At 64.3% G+C, this 20,949-nt stretch carries 23 protein-coding genes and 1 pseudogene; 16 read left to right on the plus strand and 8 right to left on the minus strand.

The window, feature by feature from the left end:
* Position 1 precedes the first annotated feature (1 nt).
* Positions 2-1,012 carry an inorganic phosphate transporter gene (locus tag OU995_RS12390; RefSeq protein ID WP_267835852.1) on the plus strand — a complete coding sequence of 337 codons (1,011 nt, stop codon included), beginning with the start codon at positions 2-4 and terminating at the stop codon, positions 1,010-1,012.
* Between the two features lie 38 nt (positions 1,013-1,050).
* Here the strand turns inward: OU995_RS12390 and OU995_RS12395 are convergent, their stop codons facing one another.
* Positions 1,051-1,524, minus strand: coding sequence for a hypothetical protein (locus tag OU995_RS12395; protein ID WP_267835853.1), 474 nt, complete (start codon positions 1,522-1,524; stop codon positions 1,051-1,053).
* Positions 1,521-2,156 carry a GNAT family N-acetyltransferase gene (locus tag OU995_RS12400; RefSeq protein ID WP_267835854.1) on the minus strand — a complete coding sequence of 212 codons (636 nt, stop codon included), beginning with the start codon at positions 2,154-2,156 and terminating at the stop codon, positions 1,521-1,523. Before OU995_RS12400 ends, OU995_RS12395 begins: the two co-directional genes overlap by 4 nt.
* Before the next feature lie 317 nt (positions 2,157-2,473).
* Between OU995_RS12400 and rpsP the strand changes: the two genes are divergently transcribed.
* From rpsP to OU995_RS12430, 6 genes are all read left to right on the plus strand, one after another.
* A complete protein-coding gene (rpsP, locus tag OU995_RS12405; RefSeq protein ID WP_267835855.1) occupies positions 2,474-2,743 on the plus strand; it encodes a 30S ribosomal protein S16 in 270 nt (89 codons plus the stop codon).
* 25 nt (positions 2,744-2,768) lie between these two features.
* The gene (gene rimM, locus OU995_RS12410) at positions 2,769-3,386 is read left to right on the plus strand and encodes a ribosome maturation factor RimM (protein ID WP_267835856.1); all 618 of its coding nucleotides are present in this window, start codon (positions 2,769-2,771) and stop codon (positions 3,384-3,386) included.
* A gap of 91 nt (positions 3,387-3,477) precedes the next feature.
* Positions 3,478-4,251, plus strand: a complete 774-nt coding sequence (trmD, locus tag OU995_RS12415; protein ID WP_267835857.1) for a tRNA (guanosine(37)-N1)-methyltransferase TrmD — start codon at positions 3,478-3,480, stop codon at positions 4,249-4,251.
* Positions 4,252-4,480: 229 nt separating this feature from the next.
* On the plus strand, positions 4,481-4,834 hold the full coding sequence (gene rplS / locus OU995_RS12420; RefSeq protein ID WP_267835858.1) for a 50S ribosomal protein L19: 354 nt from the start codon (positions 4,481-4,483) through the stop codon (positions 4,832-4,834).
* 125 nt (positions 4,835-4,959) lie between these two features.
* The gene (locus tag OU995_RS12425) at positions 4,960-5,688 is read left to right on the plus strand and encodes an NUDIX hydrolase (protein ID WP_267835859.1); all 729 of its coding nucleotides are present in this window, start codon (positions 4,960-4,962) and stop codon (positions 5,686-5,688) included.
* Positions 5,689-5,729: 41 nt separating this feature from the next.
* Positions 5,730-6,719, plus strand: a complete 990-nt coding sequence (locus OU995_RS12430; RefSeq protein ID WP_267835861.1) for a CobD/CbiB family protein — start codon at positions 5,730-5,732, stop codon at positions 6,717-6,719.
* Positions 6,720-6,803: 84 nt separating this feature from the next.
* On the opposite strand, the gene OU995_RS12435 is transcribed toward OU995_RS12430, so the two are convergent.
* Complete coding sequence (locus OU995_RS12435; protein WP_267835863.1) at positions 6,804-7,691, minus strand: SDR family NAD(P)-dependent oxidoreductase; 888 nt, start codon at positions 7,689-7,691, stop codon at positions 6,804-6,806.
* Between the two features lie 12 nt (positions 7,692-7,703).
* On the minus strand, positions 7,704-8,339 hold the full coding sequence (locus OU995_RS12440) for a pseudouridine synthase (protein ID WP_267835864.1): 636 nt from the start codon (positions 8,337-8,339) through the stop codon (positions 7,704-7,706).
* 58 nt (positions 8,340-8,397) lie between these two features.
* On the opposite strand from OU995_RS12440, the gene OU995_RS12445 reads away from it, so the two are divergent.
* A complete protein-coding gene (locus OU995_RS12445) occupies positions 8,398-9,807 on the plus strand; it encodes a Gfo/Idh/MocA family protein (protein ID WP_267835865.1) in 1,410 nt (469 codons plus the stop codon).
* A gap of 76 nt (positions 9,808-9,883) precedes the next feature.
* Here the strand turns inward: OU995_RS12445 and OU995_RS12450 are convergent, their stop codons facing one another.
* Positions 9,884-10,360, minus strand: coding sequence for a protein-tyrosine phosphatase family protein (locus OU995_RS12450; RefSeq protein WP_267835866.1), 477 nt, complete (start codon positions 10,358-10,360; stop codon positions 9,884-9,886).
* Positions 10,361-10,527: 167 nt separating this feature from the next.
* Between OU995_RS12450 and OU995_RS12455 the strand changes: the two are divergent.
* From OU995_RS12455 to OU995_RS12485, 6 genes and pseudogenes are all read left to right on the plus strand, one after another.
* A pseudogene (locus OU995_RS12455) lies at positions 10,528-10,932 on the plus strand (VOC family protein); the annotation flags it as partial.
* Between the two features lie 122 nt (positions 10,933-11,054).
* Positions 11,055-12,350: an MFS transporter gene (locus tag OU995_RS12460; protein ID WP_267835867.1), complete on the plus strand. Its 1,296-nt coding sequence runs from the start codon at positions 11,055-11,057 to the stop codon at positions 12,348-12,350.
* Complete coding sequence (locus tag OU995_RS12465) at positions 12,347-13,090, plus strand: helix-turn-helix transcriptional regulator (protein ID WP_267835868.1); 744 nt, start codon at positions 12,347-12,349, stop codon at positions 13,088-13,090. The genes OU995_RS12460 and OU995_RS12465 overlap by 4 nt, the downstream gene beginning before the upstream one ends.
* 281 nt (positions 13,091-13,371) lie before the next feature.
* Complete coding sequence (locus OU995_RS12475) at positions 13,372-13,905, plus strand: YbaK/EbsC family protein (protein ID WP_267835869.1); 534 nt, start codon at positions 13,372-13,374, stop codon at positions 13,903-13,905.
* The gene (locus OU995_RS12480) at positions 13,902-14,129 is read left to right on the plus strand and encodes a DUF1289 domain-containing protein (protein WP_267835870.1); all 228 of its coding nucleotides are present in this window, start codon (positions 13,902-13,904) and stop codon (positions 14,127-14,129) included. Before OU995_RS12475 ends, OU995_RS12480 begins: the two co-directional genes overlap by 4 nt.
* Positions 14,126-14,761 carry a 2-hydroxychromene-2-carboxylate isomerase gene (locus OU995_RS12485; RefSeq protein ID WP_267835871.1) on the plus strand — a complete coding sequence of 212 codons (636 nt, stop codon included), beginning with the start codon at positions 14,126-14,128 and terminating at the stop codon, positions 14,759-14,761. The genes OU995_RS12480 and OU995_RS12485 overlap by 4 nt, the downstream gene beginning before the upstream one ends.
* Before the next feature lie 91 nt (positions 14,762-14,852).
* On the opposite strand, the gene OU995_RS12490 is transcribed toward OU995_RS12485, so the two are convergent.
* Positions 14,853-15,299: a DUF2214 family protein gene (locus tag OU995_RS12490; RefSeq protein WP_267835872.1), complete on the minus strand. Its 447-nt coding sequence runs from the start codon at positions 15,297-15,299 to the stop codon at positions 14,853-14,855.
* 3 nt (positions 15,300-15,302) lie between these two features.
* Complete coding sequence (locus tag OU995_RS12495) at positions 15,303-15,833, minus strand: hypothetical protein (RefSeq protein WP_267835873.1); 531 nt, start codon at positions 15,831-15,833, stop codon at positions 15,303-15,305.
* A gap of 191 nt (positions 15,834-16,024) precedes the next feature.
* On the opposite strand from OU995_RS12495, the gene OU995_RS12500 reads away from it, so the two are divergent.
* Positions 16,025-16,636 (plus strand): TetR/AcrR family transcriptional regulator, encoded by a 612-nt coding sequence (locus OU995_RS12500; protein WP_267835874.1) that lies wholly within the window; start codon positions 16,025-16,027, stop codon positions 16,634-16,636.
* A 32-nt stretch (positions 16,637-16,668) separates the two neighbouring features.
* Here OU995_RS12500 and OU995_RS12505 read toward each other — a convergent pair whose 3' ends face one another.
* On the minus strand, positions 16,669-18,351 hold the full coding sequence (locus OU995_RS12505; protein ID WP_267835875.1) for a methyl-accepting chemotaxis protein: 1,683 nt from the start codon (positions 18,349-18,351) through the stop codon (positions 16,669-16,671).
* 821 nt (positions 18,352-19,172) lie between these two features.
* Here OU995_RS12505 and OU995_RS12510 point away from each other — a divergent pair.
* A complete protein-coding gene (locus OU995_RS12510) occupies positions 19,173-20,855 on the plus strand; it encodes an MFS transporter (protein WP_267835876.1) in 1,683 nt (560 codons plus the stop codon).
* Positions 20,856-20,949: the final 94 nt, after the last annotated feature.

Consider the following 20,949-nt stretch of genomic DNA (forward strand, 5'->3'; position numbering starts at 1 on the left):
GATGGGAACGATGCAGGTGGCCTTCTGGGTCGTGGCCATGCTCGTGGTGCTGGCCGTGCTGTTCGACTTCATGAACGGCTTCCACGACGCGGCCAATTCGATCGCCACCGTGGTGTCCACGGGGGTGCTGAAGCCTCAGCAGGCGGTGCTGTTTGCGGCCTTCTTCAATGTGGTCGCGGTGGCCTTCTTTGAACTGAAGGTGGCGGCCACGATCGGCAAGGGCAGTATCGACCCGGGCATCGTGGATCACCATGTGATCTTTGGTGCCTTGATCGGGGCGATCTCCTGGAACGTGATCACCTGGTTCTACGGGATTCCGTCCAGTTCGTCGCATGCGTTGATCGGCGGGCTGGTGGGCGCGGCAATTGCAAAGGCCGGCACCAAAGGGCTGATCATGGGCGGTATCGGCAAGACGGTGCTGTTCATCTTTGTGTCGCCATTGCTGGGCTTCTTGCTGGGCTCGCTGTTGATGGTGCTCGTGGCGTGGGTGTTCCGGCGCAGTTCGCCGCTGCGGGTGGACAACTGGTTCCGTCGGCTGCAGTTGCTGTCCGCCGGGCTGTACAGCCTGGGCCACGGCGGTAACGATGCGCAGAAGACCATCGGGCTGATCTGGATGCTGCTGATTGCATCCGGGTATGCGTCCGGCACGGAGCATTCGCCGCCCACCTGGGTGATCGGCGCCTGTTATCTGGCCATCGGCCTGGGCACGATGTTCGGCGGATGGCGGATCGTGCGGACGATGGGCCAGAAGATCACGAAGCTGAAGCCGGTGGGCGGGTTCTGCGCGGAAACGGGCGGGGCGATGACGCTGTTCCTGGCAACGGCGCTGGGCATTCCGGTGTCCACCACGCACACCATCACGGGAGCGATCGTGGGGGTGGGGTCGACGCAGCGTGCGTCGTCGGTGCGGTGGGGGGTGGCCGGCAATATCGTCTGGGCCTGGATCTTCACGATTCCCGCATCAGCCTTTATTGGGGGTGTCTTTTACTGGCTGAGCTTTACGGTGTTCTGATCCAGCGCCAAGCGATGGGCGCCCTCAGCCGACGCCGCTCATTGGCTGATGTCCTGCGCCGCCTCGACCTGCGATTCGAAATATCGCTGGGCGGAAAATGCGATGGAGGCCATCAGGCACGCGCCGCCCACCAGGAGGCAGGCGACAACGCCAATGACGGGCCCCCATCCGGTGGCCCGTGGCGGTAGCCCGGGGTTGTGGCGCTCATTCCACCGGTCGTCCGGGGTGAGGCCATGGAGGATGCCGGCCAGCATGCTCTGGGCCATCATGAACCCCAGCAGCGGAATGAGAAACCAGGCCAGACGGTCGTCCTGGCCCAGCACGTCCATGCGGTGGACCCCATACAGGCCAAGCAGTGTGGGGAGCGGGTGCGCCCAGGCCCAGCGGTCCTGCAGTCCGTAGAGGTAGAAGCGGTGTCCCCCCAGGCTGCCCAGCCCAAAGCTGAGCCAGGTGGCCACCGTCTTGGAACGGTAGGACCGATGCTGTCGTGCAGAACCGATCCCGGCACTCATGCGGCAGGTGCTGGATCGGCAGTTGTGGAAGTGGCCGATGTTGCAGCGGTCGCCGCAGCGGGCGATGAGGCCACCGCAGGCGTCGCGGTGGGGGTGCTGGTGTCGCCCTGGCCGAGTTGGCGCTGCATCAGCACCACGTCCAGCCAGCGGCCGAACTTCCAGCCGGCGGATTTCAGCAGGCCGTTCTGTTCAAAGCCCAGGGTGCGGTGCACGCCGATCGACCCCAGGTTCTGGGAGTCGCCGATGACGGCAATCATCTGCCGCGCCCCCGCCGCCTCGCAGCGCGCAATCAGCTCCGCCAGCAGCAGCCGGCCAATGCCCTGGCCTTGCGCCTGCGGCGACAGGTAGATGGAGTCTTCCACAAAGTAGCGGTAGGCCAGCCGGGGGCGGAAATAGTTGGCATAGGCGTAACCCAACACCTGGCCGTCACGCTCGGCCACCAGATAGGGGAGGCTGCGGCTCAGCACCTCGGTGCGCCGGCGCGCCATCTCGGCACGGTCTGGCACATCGGTCTCGAAAGTGCCGGTGCCATGGAGCACCGCATGCTCGTAAATCTGCTGGATGGCGGCAATGTCACCCTCCATGCTGGGGCGAATCACGAGGGGAGCGGTACTACTGGGGGATGTGGTCATTGGGGGAAGAGGACAAAGCGTCAAACCCGAGTTTATAATGCCCGGTTTTGGCGCTGGCCGACAGGTGTGAGGTGTTTGTTGGGGGGACTTCCGCAGGGGAGCAAGGATGCAGGAATGCAGACATGCTACCGCTACGGGGATCTTCTTGACGGCTGTTGGCGTATCTACGGTGCCACTTTGGATTTTTTGGAGTTTTCGCGCGGCAAGACGGTCCAGCACCTCACACGCGTCCCGTACCGAAAACTCTGCCCCCTGATCTGCTTGCCCCTGTGTGTCTCCCTGGTGCGGTGGAACGCTAGAACACTGAAGGATTGATCATGGTCGTGATTCGACTCTCCCGCGGCGGCTCCAAGAAGCGTCCGTTCTACAACATCGTGGTGACCGACAGCCGCAACCGCCGCGATGGCCGTTTCATCGAGCGCGTGGGCTTCTACAACCCCGTGGCTTCCGGCGCTGCCGAATCGCTGCGCGTGGCACAAGACCGCGTCTCCTACTGGGTGGGCGTCGGCGCACAGCTGTCGCCCTCCGTGGCTCGTCTGGTGGACGTGTCCAAGAAGGCTGCCGTGGCTCCCGCCGCTGCCGCCTGAGTTGCTGCACCACTGACACACGTCAATGAAGAACGCTCCCGAATTGCTCGATGACCGGTCCACGGCCATGCCGGAGGATGCCATCGAAGTCGGGCGCGTACTGGACGCCTGGGGCATCAAGGGCTGGATCAAGATCCTGTCCCATTCCGCCGATGCCGACGCACTGTTCAATTCCCGCCGCTGGTTCATGAAACCGAGCGAACGGGTGAACGGTGCGCCTCGCCCAGGTGTCCCCTCGGCCGGGGCGTCCGTCCCGCCGGTCCTCAAGATTCTCTCGGTGCGTGACCATGGCGACGGCATCGTCGCCCAGGCCGAAGGCGTGTCGGACCGCAGTGCGGCCGAAGCGCTCAAGGGCGCGCGCATCTTTGTGTCCCGCTCCACCTTCCCAGAGCCCGATCCGGATGAATATTACTGGATCGACCTGATCGGTTTGACCGTCGTCAACCGGGAAGGCCAGACGCTGGGGGATGTGCAGGACCTGATCGATACCGGCCCGCACTGTGTGCTGCGCATCGTGCCGCCTGGCCTGACCCCGCCGGTCAAGCCTGAACAGGAAATCCTCATCCCCTTCGTCTCGGCGTATGTGGACGATGTGGACATGCCAGGCCGCCGCATCACGGTGGATTGGGGCCTGGACTACTGAGTCGGCTCCCGGGGCACGGCCCCGGCATCGTCCTTGTCAGCAGCCCGGCACGCTTGCGGGCACACTGCGGCCTGATTCTGGCCCCCACACCATGCGATTTGACGTCGTCACCCTGTTCCCCGAGCTCTTTGAGCCCTTCCTGCGGGTGGGTGTGACGCGGCGTGCGTTCGAGAGCCGGCAGGTGGACGTGCGCCTGTGGCCCCTGCGCGACTTTGCCGAGGACAACTACCGCCGTGTGGATGACCGCCCCTACGGTGGCGGCCCCGGCATGGTGATGCTGGTCGAGCCCCTGGAGCGGGCGATGGCCGCCGTGCGAGCGGACCGCGTTGCCGCAACATCATCAGCCCCCCCGCCCGCCGTGATCTATTTCAGCCCCACGGGCCGCCGCATGGACCAGGCGCTGGTGCGCGAACTCGCTGCCGGCCCTGGCGCCATCGTGCTTTGTGGCCGTTATGAGGGCATCGATCAGCGCTTCCTCGACCGTCATGTGACGATGGAAATCAGCCTGGGTGACTTTGTGCTCTCCGGCGGTGAACTCCCCGCATTGGCCATGCTGGACGCGGTGACCCGCCTGCAGGAGGGCGTGCTGAACGACGCTGCCTCCCACCAACAGGACAGCTTCTCCGACGGTCTGCTGGATTGCCCGCATTACAGCCGCCCCGAGGTGTTGGAGACGGTGAACGGCAGCCAGCCGGTGCCGCCGGTGCTGCTTTCCGGCCACCATGCCGAGATTGCCCGCTGGCGCCGTGAACGCTCGCTGGCCCTGACCCAGCAGCGCCGCCCGGACCTGATCGAAGCCGCCCGGCGTGACGGAAAGCTCAGTCGCAAGGACGAAGCCTTTTTGTCCAGCCTGCCAAGGGTTTGACGGCCTTCAAACCCCGTCTATAATCTCGCGTTTTCCCGATCCTCTGTCCGGCCAGGCCATCGAATTCTTCGGGCCTACATGGGTGTATTGTTTGCATGGTTTGCATGGTTTGCATGGTTTTCATGGATGAGCCTTTGCAGACATCACCCCAGACAGAAGCGGTGGCCCCGGCCAGCGTCTTCACCGTCTGACAACGCATTTGCGCGGGCACGATCACAAGGAGCTATTTGTGAACCTGATCCAGATCCTCGAGCAAGAAGAAATTGCTCGCCTGAACAAGACCATCCCCTCGTTTGGTCCTGGCGACACCGTGATCGTCAACGTCAACGTGGTGGAAGGTACCCGCAAGCGGGTGCAGGCCTACGAAGGCGTCGTGATTGCCAAGCGCAACCGTGGCCTGAACTCCAACTTCATCGTCCGCAAGATCTCCAGCGGCGAAGGCGTTGAGCGTACGTTCCAGACCTACAGCCCCCTGATCGCTTCGATCGAAGTGAAGCGCCGCGGTGACGTCCGTCGCGCCAAGCTGTACTACCTGCGCCAGCGCTCGGGCAAGTCGGCTCGTATCAAGGAAAAGCTGGCCTGATTCACCGAGTCACGGCCGCTCCCCCGCACAGGTGTCAGCCTGTGCCAGAAAACCGCTCCAAGGCCTCGCCTCGGAGCGGTTTTTTCATTCCCGGCATACTCTGTAGCGCTGCCCCCCGCTTTTTCATGTCCACGCTGTCGAACCGTCCTCCCATCAAGGAACCCTGGCGGGTCCCGATCATCGGTACCGATGCCCATCTGCCCGCCGTCCCGGCCGAGCACCTCACGGCGGACGCCCTGCGTGAACGTTTCCTTCGGCCTCCGCCGTTCGACCCTGAAATCCCTGGTGATGGCGGGGTGTTCACCGACCGCGCACCGACCCAGGCCGCCGTGCTGATCCCGCTGGTGCAACGGGCCCAGGGGCTGGCCGTGCTGCTCACCCAGCGCACCGCCCATTTGCGGGACCATGCGGGCCAGATCAGCTTCCCCGGGGGGCGGGCAGAGCCGGAAGACGGCTCACCGGAGCGGACGGCCCTGCGGGAGGCGCAGGAGGAGATTGGGCTGGAATCCCCGTCCATCGACATCCTGGGCCAGTTGCCGCTGTACCGCACGGTCACGGCCTTTGAAGTCACGCCGGTGGTGGCCCTGGTGCAGCCGGACTTCGAGCTGCGGCTCGATGCCGTCGAAGTGGCCGAGGCGTTTGAAGTGCCGCTGAGTTTTCTGATGAATCCGGCCCACCACCAACGCCATCGGTTTGAATGGGAGGGTGGCCAACGCCAGTTCCTTTCCATGCCTTGGTCAGGGACAGGTCTTGCGGTCAGCCCCGGGGAAGCGCCGCTATCCCCGCGCGAATTCTTCATCTGGGGGGCGACGGCCGCCATGCTTCGCAATCTGTATCGCTTCCTGCTGGCCTGAATCCGGCTCGATTCCGTGTGGGGCCGCTATCATCCCGGGCCATGAACCTCATAGCGGTCTTGCTCGCCCTGATTTGCGAGCAGCTCAAGCCTCTGCCGCATGGCAATCCGGTCCACCAGGGCATGATTGCCTGGGTGCGCTGGACAGGGCGGAATTTCGATGCCGGACGGTCGCACCATGCGGCCGTGGTCTGGTCCATCACCGTGGTGGGCCCGGCGCTGCTGGTCGGCCTGCTGGCGATGCTGCTGCATCGCTACAGCCTTGTGCTGTCGCTGGTGCTGGACGTGCTGGTGCTGTATCTGACCCTCGGCTTTCGGCAGTTCAGCCACTACTTCACCGACATCCGCGATGCCCTGGAGCGGGGCGACGAGCTGGAAGCCCGTCGCCTGCTGGCGGAATGGCGTCACCTGGACGCCAGCGAGCTGCCCCGCACCGAACTGCTGCGGCATGTGGTGGAGCATTCGCTGCTGGCCGCTCATCGGCACGTGTTCGGCGTGTTCTTCTGGTTTGTGCTGCTCTCGGCCCTGGGCCTGGGCCCGGCGGGTGCAGTGCTCTACCGCATGGCGGAGTTTGCAGGCCGGTATTGGGCCTTCAAGAACCGCACGCTGGATGCGCCCACCAATGAGCGCCTGATGCAGCTGTCCCGCCGTTTATTCGGCCTGATCGACCACGTGCCCGCGCGCCTGACGGCCACCGGCTTTGCCATTGTTGGCAACTTCGAGGAAGCAGTGAACGGCTGGCGACGTGACGCCGCCCTGTGGGCGCACAGCAACGAAGGCATCATCCTGGCCGCAGCGGCAGGCGCCGTCGGGGTGCAACTGGGCGGCAGTGCGGCGCCCGGCGTCACCCCCGACCGCAGCAAGACCTTTGAAGCCGGGGGTGACATGGACTCCACCCGCGCCGAAGGGTCCACGGGCGGGCAGCCGCCCCAACTCGGCCACCTGCAGAGCGTTGTGGGGCTGGTGTGGCGGTCCGTGGTGCTGTGGATGCTGCTGATGGGGCTGCTGCGCGCGGCGAACATGCTGGGCTGACCCAGCGCGGAAGACGCGCCCGCAGTCGTCTTCAGGCCGCCGCCTCAGGGACGGTCAGCGCGCTCACACCTCACACCCCACACCTCACGCATCCCTGACATCGGCCAGCACCTGCTGGCCGAAGTCTTGTCTGGACAGCCAGGCCAGCACCTTGCACGCCGTGTCGGCAGCGCTGGCGAGTTGGCCTTCGGTTTCGAAGGCCACAAACCGGTCCCGATCCGGGAAACCCTCGGGCCCGCCGCCCCGGATCGTCGCCTGCATGTCGGTGTTGATGATGCCCGGCGCCAGCGACACCACCCGCGCGGATGGGCGGCCCTGGCTGGCCTTGACCTCTTCATCCAGCGCCATGGCCCGGCTCAGGTTGTCCATGCCCGCTTTGGCCGCGCAATAGACGGCCAAGCCGGCCATGGCCCGGCGGCCAAGTCCCGACGAGATATTGAGGATGCGGCGGTGACCCACCCAATGGCCGGTGGCGTCCAGGAAGGCCGCACTGATCAGCAGGGTGGCTTCCAGTCCCACCCGCAGTGCGCTGGACAACACCTCCAGCGTCTGGGCTTCCGTCGGCCCCGGGGCGGGGATCACACCGGCGTTGTTGATGAGGTTCACCGATGCCCAGTCCGCGGGCTGGGTGCGCAGCCAGTCGCCCAGGTGCCGGGCGATCACCAACGGCTCGGCCAGATCGGCCTGCCATTGCTGCAGCGAGTGGCCGTTCTGCCGGGCGAACTGCTCCAGCGCCTCGCTGCGGCCCCGGGCAATGCCAATCACCTGATGGCCGGCCTGCAGGCATTCGCGGGCCAGGGCTTCACCCAGGCCGCGGGAGCTGCCCGTGATGAAGGTGAGCGTCTGACCGGCCGCGCTGGAGGCAGGGTCGAGCGCGCCTGCGCTGGAGGGCAAAGATGCGGCGGACGACGTGGTGGATGGCGCGGTGGATGGTGCTGTGGAAGCAGCAGAAACGTTGTGAACGGAATTCACCAGACAGACTCCTCAAAATTCAACGGGACAGTGCAGCGTGAGCGCGGGCTCGCCGAGCAAGGCAGGCAGCGTCAGGTCCCGCGCATGCAGCAGCAAACGCGGCGCCTGCGTCAGGGCAGGGGCGGGCGCATAAAGTGCGTCGCCCAGAATGGGGTGTCCGATGGCCAGCAGGTGCACCCGCAACTGATGCGAGCGCCCGGTGACCGGCTCCAGCCACAAACGGGTGTGATCAGCGGCCGCATCACGGCTCACCACCGACACACGGGTCAGGCTCGGTTTGCCGCGCGCATGGTCCACCCTCTGACGTGGCCGGTTGGGCCAATCGGCGATCAGCGGCAGGTTGATGTCGAAGCGGTCCTCGGCCACCAGGCCGGCCACCACCGCTTCATACCGCTTGGCCACCAGCCGCTGCGCAAAGGCGTCGCTCAGGGCACGTTGCATGGCTTGCGTGCGTGCAAAGACCAGCAGGCCGGAGGTGGCCTGGTCCAGCCGGTGCACCACCAGCGCTTCGGGGAACTCGACCTGCACACGATGCCAGGCGCAATCCTGCTTGTCTTCGCCACGGCCGGGCACCGCCAGCAGGCCGGAAGGTTTGTGAATGATGATGCGTTGTGCGTCCACATGCATCAGAGGAAGGGCGTGAGACATGGGGGGATTGTCGCGGGGCCCGTATCATCGCGCGGCACTGAACGCGGAGATGCGCACGATGGAAGACCAGGACCGGCCCGACCAACCCGACCGCCGCCGCCTGCTGGGCAGCCTGCTCAGCACAGGCGCTACCACGGCGCTGGCCGGCTGTGCCTCGGGCGGGCCGCTGGCCCCACTGCCCACCGGCAACAAGAGCGTGCAGGGCCTGAAAGTGCCCGCCCTGAATGAAGTGCGGATCGGCATGATCGGTGTCGGGCAGCGCGGCGGTGAACTGGCGCAGACGCTGGGCCGGATCGAAGGTGCCCGCATCACCGCCATTGCAGATACCGACCCGCAGGCCATTGACAAGACGCTGGGTCTGATCAGCCAGGCCAGAGGCACCAGGCCCGAGGTCATCACCGGCAGTTCCGGCGCCTGGGAGCGCTTGATTGCCCGCACGGACGTGGATGCCGTGTTCATTGCCACGCCCTGGGAGCTGCACACACCGATGGCCGTGGCGGCGATGAAATCCGGCAAGCATGTGTTTGTGGAAACGCCTGCAGCGCTGACGGTCAACGAAGGCTGGCTGCTGGTGGACACCGCCGAGGCCACCCAGCGCCATTGCATGATGCTGGAGAGCTGCTGCTACGGCCGCGAGGAGATGATGCTGCTGAACATGATCCGTCAGGGGCTGTTTGGCGAGCTGGTGCATGCGGAAGGTGCCTATTTCCATGACCTGCGTCAGCAGCTCAAGGAGGTGGCGCGCGGTCCTGGCTCCTGGCGTACGCTGCGCTACACCCAGCACAACGGCAACCTCTATCCGACGCATGGCCTTGGCCCGATTGCCCAATACTTCAACATTCAGCGCGGTGATCGCTTTGAATACCTGAACTCGCAGAGTTCCAATGCGCGCGGCTTGGCGGCCTATGCCAACCGGGAACTGCCGGCAGGCCACCCGCATGCCCGGCTGCCGTTCATCACCGGGGATGTGAACACCAGCGTGATCAAGTGCGCCTCCGGCCGCACCGTCCTGCTGCAACATGACACCAGCACGCCGCGGCCGTATTCGCGGCTGAACACGGTGGTGGGTACTAATGGGGTGTTCAGCGGCTTCCCCGACCGCATCGCCATCGAGATGATGGACGGCCGCAAGCTCATGACGCCGACGGGCGGACGTGAAGCCTCCCGCGAGTGGGACACCGACATGAAGCCCTGGTTCGACCGCTTTGACCATCCGGTCTGGAAGCAATTGGGCACGCAGGCGCAGCAGGGGGGCGCCGGGGGGATGGACTTCGTCATGCTGTGGCGGGTCATCTACAACCTGCGCCAAGGCCTGCCGATGGATCAGGATGTGTATGACGCGGCGACCTGGTCGGCGGTGTTGCCGCTGTCTTGCGAGTCGGTGGCCGACCGGGGGAATGCGAAGGACTTCCCGGACTTCACGCGTGGGCGATGGAAGGCGTCACGGCCATTGGGCGTGATGGCCTGACGCGGTGACGGCCTGACGCAGCGACTGACCTGCGCAGTGACGGACTTGCGCAACGGCGGGCCATCCCCCGCTCGAATCAGAACTTCTCAATCCAGCCGGACTGCACCGCCGACTGCGGATTCGACCCGGCCGCACGCACCGCCTTCACGGCGGAGTCCGCGCTGTCGCCCAATCGCTTGAGCACACACGCCGCCATGGTGCCGGTGCGGCCCATGCCAGCGGCGCAATGCACCAGCCCTCGGTCGCCCAGCCGCAGGCCGTGGGCCAGTTGGTCCACGCCTTGCCGGAATGCGGAGGCCTCCGATGCCAGCCCGAAGTTCAGCATTGGCAGATGCATCCAGCGGAAGGGCAGACACCCCTCCTTGATCGCCTTGAAGTAGGCCGGCGACAGCTCGGCCACTTCGTCCAGCGGGTTGAGGCACACCACCAGATTCAGGCGCTGTTGACGCGCCTCATCCAGAAAATCTGCCCATGGCTCTCGACGCCCCGGCATGGAATGCAGCCAGAGACGGCCCGGAACGTCATCAGGAAGGGGGAGGGCTCGGAAAGTCATGCCGCCATTGTCCTGTGTCCTGTGTACTTGTTTCCCTTCGGTCCTCATAGTTAATAAACGATTTGTTTATTAAATGGCTCGAATCGGAGAAGATGGTAGCGAACCATCTTTCACGAACTTCGCAGAACCTTCGCAGCACCTTCGCAGGATCTCACAAGGCATTCCCCATGATCACCATCCAGGGCCTCGACCATCTGGTGCTTCGCGTTCGCGACCTGTCGGTCGCGCTGCACTTTTATGTGGACCTGCTTGGGTGTACGGTGGAGCGGCGGCAGGATGAGATCGGCCTGGTGCAGTTGCGTGCCGGGGCCCAATTGATCGACTTGGTCACGCTGGACGGCAAGCTGGGCCGCATGGGCGGTGAGGGGCCTGGTGCAGAGGGCCGCAACATGGATCACTTTTGTCTGCGGGTCACGACCCTGGATGAACCCGCGCTGCGTGGCTGGCTGGTCAGCCAGGGCGTGCAGATGGACACCTACGGCTCCCGGTATGGTGCTGAGGGGGAGGGGCCGTCGCTTTACCTCTTTGATCCGGATGGCAACACCCTGGAACTCAAAGGGCCACCCGGGCCCGCGGGGCTGCCGATTCAGCCGCCTTCAAGCGTCCAGCAGCATCCGCAGGCGCAGCAGAAGCAGCAGCATCAGCAGGATCAGCCGCATCAGCAGGATCAGCCGCCTGCAATGCGAGGCGAAGCATGAGCGCCGCAGCGGATACCCCCCACCCGTCGAAGCCTGGCGCCGCCGGCACCACCACTCCATCCGTCTCCCTGCGTCATCCCCAACTGCTGCTCTGGGCCGTCTGCGCGTTGGCGCTGATGAGCACCGCCGGCGTGGCATTGCCCTATCCGATCCTGGCGCCGATCTTCGTCGGCGGCCCGGTGGACGGCTTCACCCACTTTGCCGGCCTGGCGCCCGAGCTGTTGATGGGATTGGCGCTCGCGGTGAATCCGGCCGGCATTCTTGTCGGCAGCCTGTTTGTCGGCGCGATGTCCGACCGCTACGGGCGTCGCCGGGTCTTGAGCATCACCATCACCGCCACACTGATCAGCTATGGGCTCAGCGCTTTGGCGCTGGCCCATCGCAACTATCCGTTGTTTGTGCTGTCCCGCTTCGTCACCGGTTTGACGGAGGGCAATGTGGCCGTGGTGCGGGCCCTGCTGGCCGATTGGCATCCGCAACTGGATCGCACCCGCAGTTTCGCGTGGCTCAATGCCAGTCTCTACATCGGCTGGTTGGTTGGCCCGCTGCTCGGTGGGCTCACGCTGCCGCTTGGTGAAGCGCTCCCCTTCATGGTGTCTGCCGCCATCCTGGTGCCGTGCCTGGCCCTGTTGCTGATGGGCCTTCCGGATGATCGGCCCACGGCTCGATCAGCACCGGGAAGTGCAAGCCCTCCGGCCACCTCATGGCTTGGGGCGATGCGCCGTCAGCAGTCGTTGGGCCTTCTTTCCGATCCGGTGTTGCGCCACCTGGCCGCGCTGCAGATGGCCTACACGCTGGGTGTGAATGCGCTGTATGAATTCGCCCCCTTGTGGATGGTGCAGCAGGCGGGTCTGGACAGCCGGGGCATCGCCCTGGTCACTGCGATCCAATGTGCGGCCATGACGGCTGCCAGCGTGCTGGCGGCGCGCATTGGGTCCGGCCCGACGCCGCTGCGGCGCGCCGCCCGTTTTGCGGTGGTGGCGTCGGTGGGGCTGCTGGCCCTGAGCCTGGCACCGTCGTGGATGGGCCTGGCGCTGATTCCGCTGCTGGGGGTGCCCCTGTCCTTCTACAACGCATTGATGCCGGCGTGGATGTCTGAACGTTTTGCGGCGTACGGGCAAGGCCGCGTGATGGGTCTGCTCACCACGGTGTTCTGCCTGTCCAACACGCTCATCGCGCTCATCGGCGGTGGTCTGGGCATGTGGTCGGCGCGCTGGATCATGCTGCTGGGGGGCTGTACCTGCCTGGTGGCGGCGCTGGGCTTTATCCGCTTTGCGAGGAAGCACTCATGAGCGCAGACCTGCCCACGGACAACGAAGATCGCCTGCTGTTTGAACTGAAGAGTCGTGGCCCGCAATCAGCCGCCACATTGGCCGCCAGCCTGGCCATCACGCCCATGGGGGCCCACAAGTTGCTGGGGCGGCTGGAGGCGCTGGGTCTGGTGGAGGTGCGGGACGGGGGACAGACGTCCGGACGTGTGGGGCGACCCTGCAAGCGCTGGGGGTTGACCGCCGCAGGGCACGGCCGCTTTCCGGATCGTCATGCGGACCTGACGCTTCAACTGATCCAGCAGGCCCGCGCCCTGTTTGGTGACACCGGCCTGGACCAGCTCATCACCGCCCGTGAGCAGGCGTGTGAACGCCGATATGCCGCCGAACTCGCGCAATGCCAGAGCCTTGCCGAGCGAGTGAATGACCTCGCCCGGTTGCGGGCCGAAGAGGGCTACATGGCCCGCGCCGAGCAGGTGGGGAGCGACTGGCTGTTGGTGGAAGATCATTGCCCCATCTGCGCAGCGGCCAGCAACTGCCAGGGCTTCTGTCGCTCGGAGCTTGCGCTGTTCAGGCAGTGCCTGGGGCCGGGCGTGAGGGTGGAGCGCACCGAGCATCTGTTGGCCGGAGCGCGCCGCTGTGTCTACCGCGTGACCGCCGTGAACGACCCAGCCTTCGTGGACACAGTGTCCACGAAGGCCAAAGACGCCGCAGATCAGGACACGATAGAGGCAGCTGCCCCCGTGGACAGCAAGCGCCCCTGATCATCGGTCAACGCCATGCGGGTGTTGGCCACCCGGCTGCCCAGCCGCAGGATCTCGGCCTCGCAATGGAACACTTCGCTGATCAAGCGCGCAAAGATCTCGCACAGGTCCTGCGTCAACGTTCACGTTCACGTTCACCCAGCCCCTGCCTGGCGCGCATCGCGACTCGCCATGACGCCCTGACGCCCTGACGCCCTGATGCCATGACACCTTGGCGACAGACCGTGCCTGAGCACCCCGGACTGTCCGGCGGCACAATGCCAAGCATGAATGCCCCTTCCATGCCTACAAGCAACCCTGTAGCGGCCACCACCACCACGCCGGAGATCCGATCCGAAGGTTTCGAGCGCGTGCGCGCGGCCTTGTCGGCTCAGGCCCATGCCCATGCGCCGGTGTGGCTCACCAGCTCTGCCCGCAGCGCCCAGGAGGCGGCAGATGTGCTGGGGGTGGCCCTGGGACAGATTGCCAAGAGCGTTGTGTTCCGCCGCAAGGGCGATGAATCGGCCGTGCTGGTGATTGCAGCCTGGGACCGCCGTGTTGATGAACGCAAGCTGCAGACGCACACCGGCCCGCTGGGCCGTGCGGATGCCGACTTTGTGAAGGCCCGCACGGGGTTCTCGATCGGCGGCGTCTCCCCATTGGGCTTTGCACCTGCGGATGGTGCCGCCGCACCGCAGCTGTTCATCGATGAAAGCCTGTTCCGCTTCGACATCATCTGGGCCGCCGCCGGTCATCCGAATGGCGTGTTCCAGATGACCCCGCAGCAATTGGTCAGTCTCACAGGGGCTCCCGTCGTGGAGGTCATGCAGTCATGACCGTGCCCGCTGCGAACGTCCCCCGCACGCCCGAGGGGCGCGTGGCATCGCCCTGCATCAACATCTGCAAGATGCATGAAGCCACCGGCTTGTGCATGGGCTGTGCGCGCACCATCGGTGAGATTGCCGCGTGGAGCCAGGCAGCGGATGCGGAGCGTATCCGCATCCTCGAACGGCTGCCGCCACGGCGCGAGTTGCTGCAAGCGCATGGAGTGCTGCCATGACGACCCTCGACTTCTTTTTCGATCCCATCTCCCCCTATGCCGCGCTCGCGTTCGAGCGTCTTCCGCAGGTGCTGGCCGGGCGCAGCGTGGCCGTGCGCTACCTCCCGGTGTTCCTCGGTGCCGTGCTCAAGGCACATGGCACCAAGGGGCCGGCGGAGCTGCCCCACAAACGCGACTGGCTCTATCGCCATGTGCTGTGGCTGGGGCAGCGGCTGGAGGTGCCGTTGGAACTGCCGGCACTGCATCCGTTTAATCCTTTGCCGCTGCTGCGATTGCTCTGGGCGACGGCCGAGCCGGGCCACACGCCCAACTGCTGGGCCGTGGAGACGGTGTTCCACCATGTCTGGCGGGGCGGTCTGGACGCCGCCGACCCCACACGCGTGCAGCAACTGGTCGAAAGCCTGGCCCCTCAGCAAGACCCGGCCAGCGACACCGTCAAAGCCGCGCTGCGCGAAGCCACCGATGCCGCCGTGGCGCGGGGGGTGTTTGGCGTGCCCACCATCGCCGTCGGCGACCAGCTCTTCTGGGGCCTGGACGCGCTGGACATGGTGGCCGCACGCATTGACGGAGACCCGTGGTTCGACGGCCCGGACTGGGGGCGGGCGGGCACCGTGCTAGCTCAGGCGCGCTAGCGAGCGCGGCACGCTCTGTGAGGCGCTAGCGCGGCGCGGACTCTCAAGCGACCGCGCGACGCTCCCTCACACGCGCCAGCGCCTGTGGGCCTCAATGTCCGATGCCCCGGGCCATCAGTGCAGCCATCAGAATAAGTGGGGGCGCCAGCAACAACTGCGCGGTCATCCAACGCCGGGATGACTGCATCTCGGCGGCCTTCAGCGGTCTTGCCAGACGCCGCCAGCGCAAGATGCGCAGTGTGGGCACGACGGAGAGCAGCCCCATCACACCAAACAAGACCAGCTTGGTCCAGAACAAGGGGTTGCCGGAATAAAACGTCCAGCCCTTGCCGCCCCAAATCAATCGAGCGACACCGGCCACCACCATGGCACCGGCCAGGGCGCCATAGGCGAGATCCAGGCGGCCAAGGTGGCGCAAACCGGTGGCATCAAGATCCTGAGCGGTCAGACACCATTCGGCCAGCAGGACGGCCAGCAAGGCGAATGCGCAGAGGTGGTGAGTCCAGGCCAGCAGGGCGTGGATGATCTGGGGGTCCATGGCTTACTCCTGTATCGTGTGTTGATGACGCGGCCTCAGGTCCAAGGCGTAAAGTCCCCAACCGATGAGCATGGTTGGCAGCAAGACCCGACTCCAGCGCGTCCAGGCATCCATCGGCGGCGCCAGTGACGACAGGCTGCGAGCGAGCGCATGCAGGTGAGCCAGCAACAGGCTCGCCAGCATCACCATCAGGCCGAGACCCGCCGGGATCTGCAGGTTGGGCACACCCGTGCGACGGTAGAAGCGCATCGGCAGCACCAGCGCCAAGCCACCCAGCAACTCGGCGACGCCCGCCAAATGCACCCAGAGGCGGTCATGCGCGGCCAGAGCATCGGGAATCAGGGCCAGCGAATGACGGTCTGCGCTGAGAAAGTGGTCCAAGCCAGTGATGAAAAAACTCATGCCCATGCCCCAGCGCATCGCGCTCTTCAGATTCAACGGCATCTTGAGCCAGCGAGCCGTGAGATGCGCCACTACAGCGCCCATGCCCATCAGGAGCAGCAAATGCAGGGGAGCCAACGCCGGAACTGTCACGGCGTCCATTCTCGGAGCCAATGTTTCCACTGTCAACTTGTGGCGCAGGGCGGGGGCATTCGCCGGATGGTGACGGGTCCTGAGTGACGATCCGTCGCCGATGGCGAGGGGCCGTTAAACTATTCGGCCGCCTTTTTTTGGCGGCAGTTTGGCCCTTGCATTCGCGAGGCGGTCCTCGCCCCCTCAGATCTATGAAAACCAGCTACCACTACGGCGAACTCAAGGCGCAGCTCTTGAAATACGCGTGCGCTCGCCTCGAAAGCGGGGAGCTGGCCGAACTGTCAATGCGGGAGATGGCCAAAGCCGTGGGCGTGTCTCACACGGCGGCTTATCGGCATTTTCAGGATAAGCATGCACTGCTGGACGCCGTGGCGCTGCAGGGATTCGAAGAATTGCTGCGCGCAGGGCATGCGATCGCAGTAAAGCCAGAGCCGCCCCTGGACCGTCTGCGGGAACTGGGACTGGCCTATGTCAGGTTTGGTCTTTCGCGCCCCCAGGGGCTGGCGCACATGTTCGCTTACGCGGCGCACAGCCAAGCCTCCGAGGCGCTGAAAGCGGCCGGTGGGCAACTGTTTGGGCTCCTTGAGGGGGTCATCGCCGAAGGCCAGCAGTTGGGCGTCTTCCGACATGTTCCTCTGGAGCCGCTTGCCCATGCCTGTTGGGCCATGGTTCATGGCTTGGCCACTCTGCTGGGTCAACGGCTGCTGCAACTGCCGAATCCATCGGAGGCGGAATGGATGACCTATGCCGAGAAAACGTTGGACATCTTCCTGGACGGCATCGCGGCGTCACCGGCGGTTTGAGACCGGTGAGGCGGGGTGGGACGGCGAAGACCTTAGAACGAGCTCCATGCGTTGGTGGTAGCGGCAAGGTCCACTGCGGGCTTGCTGGCCGATGCCCGTGAGCCCGGCCGGCCGGCGTTCACGCGTGGGCCATGTTCAGACACGGTGGAATCGGCCCGCGTTTCGTCCGCGCCCAGTCGAAACGCTGCGACGGCCTTCGACAGTTGGACGGCTTGATGTTGGAGACTTTCTGCAGCGGCTGCAGATTCTTCAACCAATGCGGCATTTTGCTGGGTCACCTGATCCAGTTGCATGACGGCCTGGCCCACCTGTTGAATGCCCGACGATTGCTCCTTCGTGGCGGAACTGATCTCGTGAATAAAGCTGGCTACACGGACGATCTGGCTCTCGATATCGCCCATGGTTTGTCCGGCCTTGGAAACGCGGTCTGCACCCGTGTCAATGGTTTCCAGACACTGCTGAACGAGATGCTTGATTTCCTTGGCAGCACCCGCACTGCGTTGTGCCAGGCTTCGCACTTCCGCCGCCACCACGGCAAAGCCTCGCCCCTGCTCACCGGCACGGGCCGCTTCCACCGCCGCGTTCAGCGCCAGGATGTTGGTCTGAAAAGCAATGCCGTCGATCATCGTGATGATGTCGGAGATCTTTCTGGAACTGGTCTGGATGTCGTCCATGGTGGAAACGACTTCACTGACGATCTGGGCCCCTTCCACCGCAGCCGACTGGGCCGAGTGTGAAAGAGTCGCCGCTGTGGAGGCGGTCTCTGCCGTTTGCTGAACGGTGCCGGTCAACTGCTCCATCGATGCGGCAGTTTGCTGGAGATTGGAGGCTTGTTCTTCGGTGCGCTGACTCAGGTCGGCATTACCCACCGCAATCTGACTGGCGGCAGTGCTGACGGACTCCACGCCCATCCGAACATCCGTCACGATGGTTCTCAGGCGGTGAACCATGTCAGCCAGAGACCCGCAAAGCCGCCCCACTTCGTCACCGGAGTGCACGTCGATAGAGACGGTCAGATCGCCTTGAGCCACGGCTTGGCTCAGGCTGAGCGCCGATGCCACAGGGCGAGTGATGCTCAGGGTGATGTAGAAGGCCACGGCCACGCTGACCGCGATGGTCGCCAGGGTGGCGGTCAGAAGAATCAGACGGGTGTCTTCATAGGCCTTCTGCGACTCCTGAAAATTCAGAGCGGCCTGGTCTGCCTGGATTTGGACGTCGTCTTTGACCATCTTGAGGATGTCGGTAAAGGCCTGCCCGGAGCGTTGCAGTGCGGCCTGCAGTTCGGGCGTCAATCCGGAGGACCGGCGAGATACCTCCAGCAGCGGCGCCTGATCGGATTGGTATTTCGACCTCAGTTCCTCGATTTTGACCTTGAGCGCGTCTTCCACAGCAGTCGTGGGCGTCTGGTCATATTTCCGCCATGCGTCACTCAGACTTTGCCAGGACGTGGCCATTTGCTCTTCAAAGCGCTTCTGGTCTTCTTCGGAATCGGTAAGGGCATGCTGCAACTCAAATCGCCGGATTTGATTCAACGCTGCTCGATATTCACCAAGTAATTGCACTGAGACCAGATTGTTTTGTGCAAGATCCTTGGTGGATTCGTTGACCAGGGAAATTTTGTTGTAAGCCAGTATGCTGATCAGGACGGTCAGCAGGATGGCCATTGAAAACCCGATGGCCAGCCGATAGCCAATTTTTAGATCTTTAATTTTCATGTGATTTTTGGTTTGGTTTATTCCCGGGCGGGATCGATCATCCCCGCGATCGGATGTCTCTTCACGGTGAATTCTCAAAAAGAGGATTCAATGTTGTCATTGTAAACATCGCTGCAACCGGGTTTTTTGCTTGCCCGGCGATGTTGGCCCGAAGCGGTGATGGAATTCACGTTCCTCGGAGCGGTAATCCTTGGCAACAAAGTCGACATCAAGCGCCGTTGGGTCAGCGCAGTAGAAAATTTTGGGAGTCCGTCGCTATGCTTGCGTTTTATGTTTACACTGGAAACATCGCGCCACGGCAGCGGCCATGGGGTCTCGGGCAGGTGGCGGTCGATCGGGACTGGAGGCTTTGTGTACTCCGTCCTTCAAGCCATGAACATGACGATTCAGAAACTGCGACGGGGGCGCGCCGTCTTGTCCTCGCTGATCAGGCGGCTCTGCTCGCGGAGCCAGCCACGCGGCGCTTGTGAGCTGTCGTCCATGGGCCATCGAGAGCTCAATGACGTGGGGATCGGCCAGGGGGAAATTCCTTTCCTCCTTGGCTCGCGGAGACGACCGTCTTGCCCAGGTGAGGGATGGAACTCGGGCACTGCGCTCGACTAAGTCCTTTGCAGGGGGCCTTCGCAGCGATCTAGGACATACCCTCTGCTGCACTGCACATGGGCTGAAATTCCGCATCAAGAAATGCGACCTCAGGGTTGTCACCGGGTTTGTCAGCCAGAGGAAAGCATCGCGTCAGACAGAGGTCAGAGCGGCGCTGGATAGTCACCTCTCAAGAATCCCCGGTCGGTGATTCTTGGTGACAACGAGGAGACAACCCCATGGCAACTGCAAGTGCAGTCAGCACCAGCGCGCCGATGACCGCGGAGGAGAAGAAAGTCATCTTCGCCTCGTCGCTCGGCACGGTATTCGAGTGGTACGACTTCTATCTCTACGGATCCCTGGCCGCCATCATCGGCAAGCAGTTCTTCACGGGGCTGGATCCCACGGCGCAGTTCATTGCGTCGCTGATGGCTTTTGCGGCCGGCTTCATCGTGCGCCCGTTCGGCGCACTGGTGTTCGGCCGGCTGGGCGACATGATCGGACGCAAGTACACCTTCCTGGTGACCATCCTGATCATGGGCCTGTCCACCTTCATCGTCGGTGTGCTTCCCACCTACGACACCATCGGGCCCGCCGCAGCGGTGATCCTGGTCGGTCTGCGTCTGCTGCAAGGCCTGGCGCTGGGCGGTGAATACGGTGGTGCCGCCACCTATGTGGCCGAACACGCGCCGCACGGCAAGCGTGGGGCTTACACCTCGTGGATCCAGACCACCGCCACGCTGGGCCTGTTCCTGTCGCTGATCGTGATCCTGTCCACCCGCACACTGCTGGGGGAGGCCACGTTCGCGGCCTGGGGCTGGCGTATTCCTTTCGTGGTGTCCATCCTGCTGCTGGGCATCAGCGTCTGGATCCGCCTGTCGATGAATGAATCGCCGGCCTTCCAGAAGATGAAGTCGGAAGGCAAGACCTCCAAGGCGCCGCTGTCCGAATCCTTCGGCCAATGGAAGAACCTGAAGATCGTGCTGCTGGCGCTGTTCGGCCTGGTCGCCGGTCAGGGCGTGGTCTGGTACACGGGCCAGTTCTATGCGCTGTTCTTCATGACCAGCGTGCTGAAGGTGGATGCCGCAGCTGCCAACATCATGGTGGCGGTGGCCCTGCTGATCGGTACGCCGTTCTTCGTGATCTTCGGCACCTTGTCGGACAAGATCGGCCGCAAGCCCATCATCATGGCGGGTCTGCTGCTGGCCATCCTGACCTACTTCCCGCTGTTCAAGGCGCTGACCAACGCCGCCAACCCGGACCTGGCCCGTGCCCAGGCCACGGCGCAGATCACGCTGACCACCGACCTGAATCAGTGCTCCTTCCAGGGCAGCCCGGTGGCGCGTGACGTGGACTTCACCACGCCTTGCGACATCGCCAAGCGTGCGCTGGCCCAGGCGGCGGCCACCTACGAGACCGTCTCCGGCGCGGCCGGCGCTGGCCAGGTGAAGGTGGGGGATCGTGTCATCGACGTGCCCTCCGCTTCGCTGACGGCGGGTGGTCACAAGTTCGACGAGGACAGCGCCAAGAAGATCGCCGCGTTCAAGAAGGACCTGGGCGAGGCCATGAAGGCCGCCGGTTACCCGACCAAGGCCGATCCGGCCAAGATCAATACCGCGCTGACCGTCGCCATCCTGAGCCTGCTGGTGCTGTATGTGACGATGGTTTATGGGCCGATCGCAGCGATGCTGGTGGAGCTGTTCCCCACCCGCATCCGCTACACCTCGATGAGCCTGCCTTATCACATCGGCAATGGCTGGTTCGGTGGCCTGCTGCCGTCCATCAGCTTTGCGATGGTGGCGCAGAACGGCAACATCTATCACGGCCTTTGGTATCCCATCGGTGTGGCAGCCCTGACCCTGGTGATCGGTCTGCTGTTTGTGCGTGAGACCAAGGACGTCGATATCTACGCCCGCGACTGAGCGAGACAGCGCGCCACTGCGCTTCCCCAAAGACAACGGCCCTTCGGGGCCGTTGTTGTTGGATCGCTGTGCTCATCGGGCCCGCCGAGCCTGT

Origin of the sequence: Roseateles sp. SL47 (genome assembly GCF_026625885.1) — a bacterium.
GTDB lineage: Bacteria > Pseudomonadota > Gammaproteobacteria > Burkholderiales > Burkholderiaceae_C > Roseateles.